Annotated in this window: 8 protein-coding genes; 1 reads left to right on the forward strand and 7 read right to left on the reverse strand. The window is 66.7% G+C overall.

Annotated elements, in window-relative coordinates; translation table 11 throughout:
* The first annotated feature begins 118 nt into the window (after positions 1-118).
* Positions 119-283 carry a helix-turn-helix domain-containing protein gene (locus IE126_RS25325; RefSeq protein ID WP_189383150.1) on the forward strand — a complete coding sequence of 55 codons (165 nt, stop codon included), beginning with the start codon at positions 119-121 and terminating at the stop codon, positions 281-283.
* A gap of 154 nt (positions 284-437) precedes the next feature.
* On the opposite strand, the gene IE126_RS25330 is transcribed toward IE126_RS25325, so the two are convergent.
* The 7 genes from IE126_RS25330 to ccoP form a co-directional block, all read right to left on the reverse strand.
* Positions 438-1,370 (reverse strand): IS5 family transposase, encoded by a 933-nt coding sequence (locus tag IE126_RS25330; protein ID WP_189383136.1) that lies wholly within the window; start codon positions 1,368-1,370, stop codon positions 438-440.
* 173 nt (positions 1,371-1,543) lie between these two features.
* The gene (locus IE126_RS25335; RefSeq protein ID WP_189383138.1) at positions 1,544-1,768 is read right to left on the reverse strand and encodes a DUF6522 family protein; all 225 of its coding nucleotides are present in this window, start codon (positions 1,766-1,768) and stop codon (positions 1,544-1,546) included.
* On the reverse strand, positions 1,765-1,998 hold the full coding sequence (locus tag IE126_RS25340) for a hexameric tyrosine-coordinated heme protein (protein WP_189383140.1): 234 nt from the start codon (positions 1,996-1,998) through the stop codon (positions 1,765-1,767). Before IE126_RS25340 ends, IE126_RS25335 begins: the two co-directional genes overlap by 4 nt.
* On the reverse strand, positions 1,946-2,152 hold the full coding sequence (gene ccoS / locus IE126_RS25345) for a cbb3-type cytochrome oxidase assembly protein CcoS (protein ID WP_189383142.1): 207 nt from the start codon (positions 2,150-2,152) through the stop codon (positions 1,946-1,948). Before ccoS ends, IE126_RS25340 begins: the two co-directional genes overlap by 53 nt.
* Entirely contained in the window at positions 2,149-2,937 is a 789-nt protein-coding gene (locus tag IE126_RS25350) for a DUF2189 domain-containing protein (protein WP_189383144.1), read from the reverse strand. The genes ccoS and IE126_RS25350 overlap by 4 nt, the downstream gene beginning before the upstream one ends.
* 7 nt (positions 2,938-2,944) lie before the next feature.
* The gene (locus IE126_RS25355; protein ID WP_189383146.1) at positions 2,945-3,106 is read right to left on the reverse strand and encodes a hypothetical protein; all 162 of its coding nucleotides are present in this window, start codon (positions 3,104-3,106) and stop codon (positions 2,945-2,947) included.
* On the reverse strand, positions 3,103-4,002 hold the full coding sequence (gene ccoP / locus IE126_RS25360; protein WP_189383148.1) for a cytochrome-c oxidase, cbb3-type subunit III: 900 nt from the start codon (positions 4,000-4,002) through the stop codon (positions 3,103-3,105). The genes IE126_RS25355 and ccoP overlap by 4 nt, the downstream gene beginning before the upstream one ends.
* Positions 4,003-4,093: the final 91 nt, after the last annotated feature.

The following is a 4,093-nucleotide window of genomic DNA, read 5'->3' on the forward strand; positions in this document are numbered from 1 at the left end:
TGAAGACCCTCAAACGCGCCATGTACGGCCGAGCCGGGCCAGAACTGTTGAGGGCAAGAATGCTGCCCCTCCGCCACACAGATTGAGGCAGAGCCGATTTAAGGACAACGCGACACCTATGGCCGAGGCTCTGACCGGCGCCAGTCGCGCCGCCGTCCGGCGCAACCTTGCCTGGATGGAGGAAATGGGCCTAGTCCGCGAGATGACCGGGCAGGTGCGGTATCGGATGTGGCGTGCGGCGAACACGAAGACCGCAGCGAAACTCGCGGTGGTTCAAGGGTAAGATGCAGATGCTAGATGGCGCCGATTCCGATGGTTTCACCTGAGGCGGTGAGATTCCGTCGCAATGGCATAGGTAACGCCTGACCGTTTCCACACAAAGTGACTCTGTTGCACAAATCGGCTGATGGCCGGACTTCCCCTTCTCCCGGACGGACTTATCCCACGACCTTCGTGACGGGGATGCCGAGAGCAGTGTAGCCGTTCAGCACGGCAACACGGACCTGGAACTCCGCCACCTGACGGTCGAAGTCCCGCGCCATTAGGCGCTGGCCCAGCAGTTTGACGCAGTGCATTTTCGTTTCTGCACGACTTCGGCGGTGATATCCGCTCCATCGTCGCCAGAGTGCGCGTCCGAGGTGTCTTGACGCCCGCAGCGCCTCGTTACGCGCGACCGCGCCTGCCGTTTCTGCCTTCCACGGCTTGGCGTTTTTGCGGGGCGGGATCACGGCATTGGCTCCGCGTTCGGCGATGGCGTCGTGGCACTTGCGCGTGTCGTAGGCGCCGTCGGCTGTGACACTGGCGATCTCCTGATCGGGAGGGATCTGGTCGAGCAACTCAGGCAACATGGGCGCGTCGCCCACGTCGCTGCTGGTGACTTCGACCGCCCTGATCTCCAGCGTTTGCTCGTCGATCCCGAGATGGACCTTGCGCCATACGCGGCGTTTGGGACCACCATGCTTCCGCGCGTTCCACTCACCTTCGCCCTCGACCTTGATGCCGGTGCTGTCGATCAGCAGGTGCAGCGGGCCCTGCTTTCCCCGATGCGGGATGTTCACGGCAAGGGTCTTCTGGCGACGGCTGAGCGTGCTGAAGTCAGGCACCTCCCAGTCCAGGCCGATCAGGCCAAGCAGGCTCTCGACGAAGCCAGTCGTCTGCCGCAGCGCCATGCCGAACAGCACCTTCATCGTCAGGCAGGTCTGCACGGCAGCATCGCTGTAGACGGGCTGTCGCCCACGCTTCCCGGTCGGCTTCGACGCCCACGCCATGTCAGGATCGAACCAAATCGTCAGCGATCCACGGCGCTTGAGCGCCTCGTTGTAGGAGGGCCAGTTCAGGGTCTGGTAGGTCGGTGTGTTCGGTTTGCTCATCCACACCAGCTATCACGCTGGATTCACAAGATGAATCCCTCACGGGATTTGTGCAACAGAGCCGGGAGAACTTATAAGTTTATCTTTCTGAGGGCTTGGTCAGGTTCATTTGGCAACTTGAATTTAAGGGTAACGCGACACCTCCCAAACTAGATTGCTCCATCGTGTGGTGATCACCAACTCCGGTCTCTCAATCGCCATTTGCAGTCGGATACAGGATTTTCTTGCGTCGCCGAGTTGATGGTCTCGCGGATGGCCAACCATAGTCGTCCCTCCATCATCGTCACCTCTCCGGCGCGCATCCTTTCCTGCAACTGCGCGGGGTCGAGTCCGAAAGCGTTGGCGATCGTGACCGCATCGACTTCGAACCCCTGCGCTGTAACGGTCACCCCAGTCATGTGGCATCGCGCCAGTAGTCATTCGCGGCGGCGACGGTGGCGAAATGCGTCGCGACCACCTGGCTGACGGCGATTAGCGCCGCGACATCCTCGGCATATTCTGGGCGCAGACGGTCGCGCACTGCCGCATCGGGCTGGGTCAGCTTGATCGCTACCCGGGCTAGTTTCACTGCAAGATCATATCCTTCGGCCGGGGTCTTCGTGATCAGGGTCGGAAGCCAGTCGGGCATGGCGATCTCCTTGCAGCGGGGGGTGGGGGATCAGGACGCGGCAAGCGTCGCCCTCCGGGTCGCTGAACTGGCCGTTGCGCAGCGCCCAGAAGAAGGCGACCAGCCCGGCCAGGCCCATGCCGATCGACAGCGGGATCAGGAAGCCGATCGTCATGGCGCCTCGCGGTCGATGGCGCGCCAGGCGTGCCAGGTGCCGTGGCCCAGGAGCGGAAAGACCAGCACCAGGGCCGCGAGGCCGGTCAGGATCGACAGCGTAATGCCCGCGGTGACGATGGCACCCCAGCCAAGCATCGGGCGCAGGTTCTGCGCGGTCAGGGCGAAGCTGCGGCCCATTGCGGTCAGGGCATCGCGGCGGGTCGAGACCAGCATCGGGAAAGAGAAGACGCTGACCGCGAAGGCGAAGGCTGCGAACAGCCCGCCCACCAGCAGGCCTGTCGCGATCAGCGCCCATCCTCGCGGCGTGGTGAAGGCGTTCTGAAGCGCCTCCGCCGCGCCGGGGAAGGGTTGGATCCCGAAGAACAGGGCGTAGAGAAGGTCGGCCGCGCGAAGCCAGAAGAGGACCAGCAAGCCAAGGAGGAGCCCGGCCATCGCGATCTGTCCTGCCGCTCCGGCCGGCAGGCGCAGCGGGGGCGTTGGCGCGTCCTGCGCAAGACGGTGGCTTTTCTGGTAAAGCCCGACAGCCAGGAAGGGGCCGACGATCAGGAAGCCGGACAGGGCGGGGAGCGCAAGGTAAAGCAGGCCCCAGGCGGCCAGCCCCCATAGCACCGCCCAGGACAGCGCCACGACCGCCGCGCCATAGGCAAGGCTGGACCCCGGCGCGCGGGCAAGGTCGCGCCAGCCGGCCGCCAGCCAGTCCAGCGCAGCGCGGGCGGGCAGGTGGCGGGCGTGGGGGCTTTCCACCGGGGCGCGTGTCTGAAGCGTGGGCAGGGGTTCAAGCATCGGGACCTCAGCAACTGCGCCGGGCGGGGGCGGGGCCGTCGGGCAACGCCGTGCAGGCGGGCTGCGAGGCGACGGCGGTGACGACCAGGTGGACATTCGCCGCGACGAAGGCTGCGACCACGGCGGCGGCCCCGGCAAGGGCAAGACTGCGCTGGCGGGCCGGGGTCATGGCTTCGCCTTCTGCAATGTGGTGATGTAGAGCGCGAGAAGGTTGATCTCGGCCGGGGAAAGGCGCTGGCTCCACGCGGGCATGAAGCCGCGGCGGCCGTGGCGTAGGGTGGTCAGGATGGTGGCCTCGTTCTGGCCGTAGATCACGGAAGCGTCGGTCAGAGAGGGCGCCCCGGCCAGCAGGCCTCCGGATCCCCCGTCGCCGTGGCAGGCGGCGCAGTTCTCGGCGAAGAGGGTGGCTCCGGGGCTGTCGGGGGGCGCTTTGCCTTGTGGCAGGGCGGCGACGTAGGTGGCGAGCGCCTGGCGGTCGGCGGGCTCCAGCCAGTCGAAGACGGGCATCTCGGCCACGCGGCTGTCGTCGGTCGCGTTGATGCCGAGGGCGATGGTTTCGGCCAGCGTCTCGGGCTCGCCGCCCCACAGCCAATCGGCATCGTCCAGCGCCGGAAAGCCCGGCCCCCCTGCCCCCGCGCTGCCATGGCAGGCGGCGCAGGTGTCGGCGAACAGCCGCGCGGCGGCGGGCATCGCCTGCGCCATCAGAAGGTCGTCCAGGGCCAGCGCGGCGAAGTCCGGCTCGGCGAAGCGCGCCAGCCAGCCCTGCCGCACCGCGTCCACCGCCTGATAGCCGTCCCGCGCCATGCGGCCCTGGTCCAGCCCCAGAAGGCCCCGCGTGTAATCCCGGCCCGTGGGCCAGGCGGGCAACAGGACCCAGGCGACGACCGAGTAAAGGAAGGTCAGCAGCAGCGCGACGGCGGCGATCTTCGGGAAAGGGGTGTTCAGCTCTTGAATACCGCCCCAGTCGTGGCCGGTGGTGTCATAGCCCGTGACCGGGTCGATCCGGCGGTTCCCGGTATGCGGGTCGGCCCCGGGCAGGGCGTGGGGGTCCTTGGTCTCAGCCATCCGACGGCTCCTGCGGCAGGATGGACCGGGCCGCCCGGTCATTCGCCGCCTTGCGCGAGGGTGCCCAGGCCCGGATGGCGACGATCAGCAG

It is taken from the genome of Gemmobacter nanjingensis, from assembly GCF_014652195.1.
Classification (GTDB): Bacteria; Pseudomonadota; Alphaproteobacteria; order Rhodobacterales; family Rhodobacteraceae; genus Gemmobacter; species Gemmobacter caeni.

Excerpts from the sequence above, each read along its gene's own strand:
- IE126_RS25340 (WP_189383140.1), bottom strand. The coding sequence starts at position 1,998 with ATGCCCGACTGGCTTCCGACCCTGATCACGAAGACCCCGGCCGAAGGA.
- IE126_RS25355 (WP_189383146.1), bottom strand. The coding sequence starts at position 3,106 with ATGACCCCGGCCCGCCAGCGCAGTCTTGCCCTTGCCGGGGCCGCCGCC.
- IE126_RS25325 (WP_189383150.1), top strand. The coding sequence starts at position 119 with ATGGCCGAGGCTCTGACCGGCGCCAGTCGCGCCGCCGTCCGGCGCAAC.
- IE126_RS25335 (WP_189383138.1), bottom strand. The coding sequence starts at position 1,768 with ATGACTGGGGTGACCGTTACAGCGCAGGGGTTCGAAGTCGATGCGGTC.
- ccoP (WP_189383148.1), bottom strand. The coding sequence starts at position 4,002 with ATGGCTGAGACCAAGGACCCCCACGCCCTGCCCGGGGCCGACCCGCAT.
- IE126_RS25330 (WP_189383136.1), bottom strand. The coding sequence starts at position 1,370 with ATGAGCAAACCGAACACACCGACCTACCAGACCCTGAACTGGCCCTCC.
- ccoS (WP_189383142.1), bottom strand. The coding sequence starts at position 2,152 with ATGACGATCGGCTTCCTGATCCCGCTGTCGATCGGCATGGGCCTGGCC.
- IE126_RS25350 (WP_189383144.1), bottom strand. The coding sequence starts at position 2,937 with ATGCTTGAACCCCTGCCCACGCTTCAGACACGCGCCCCGGTGGAAAGC.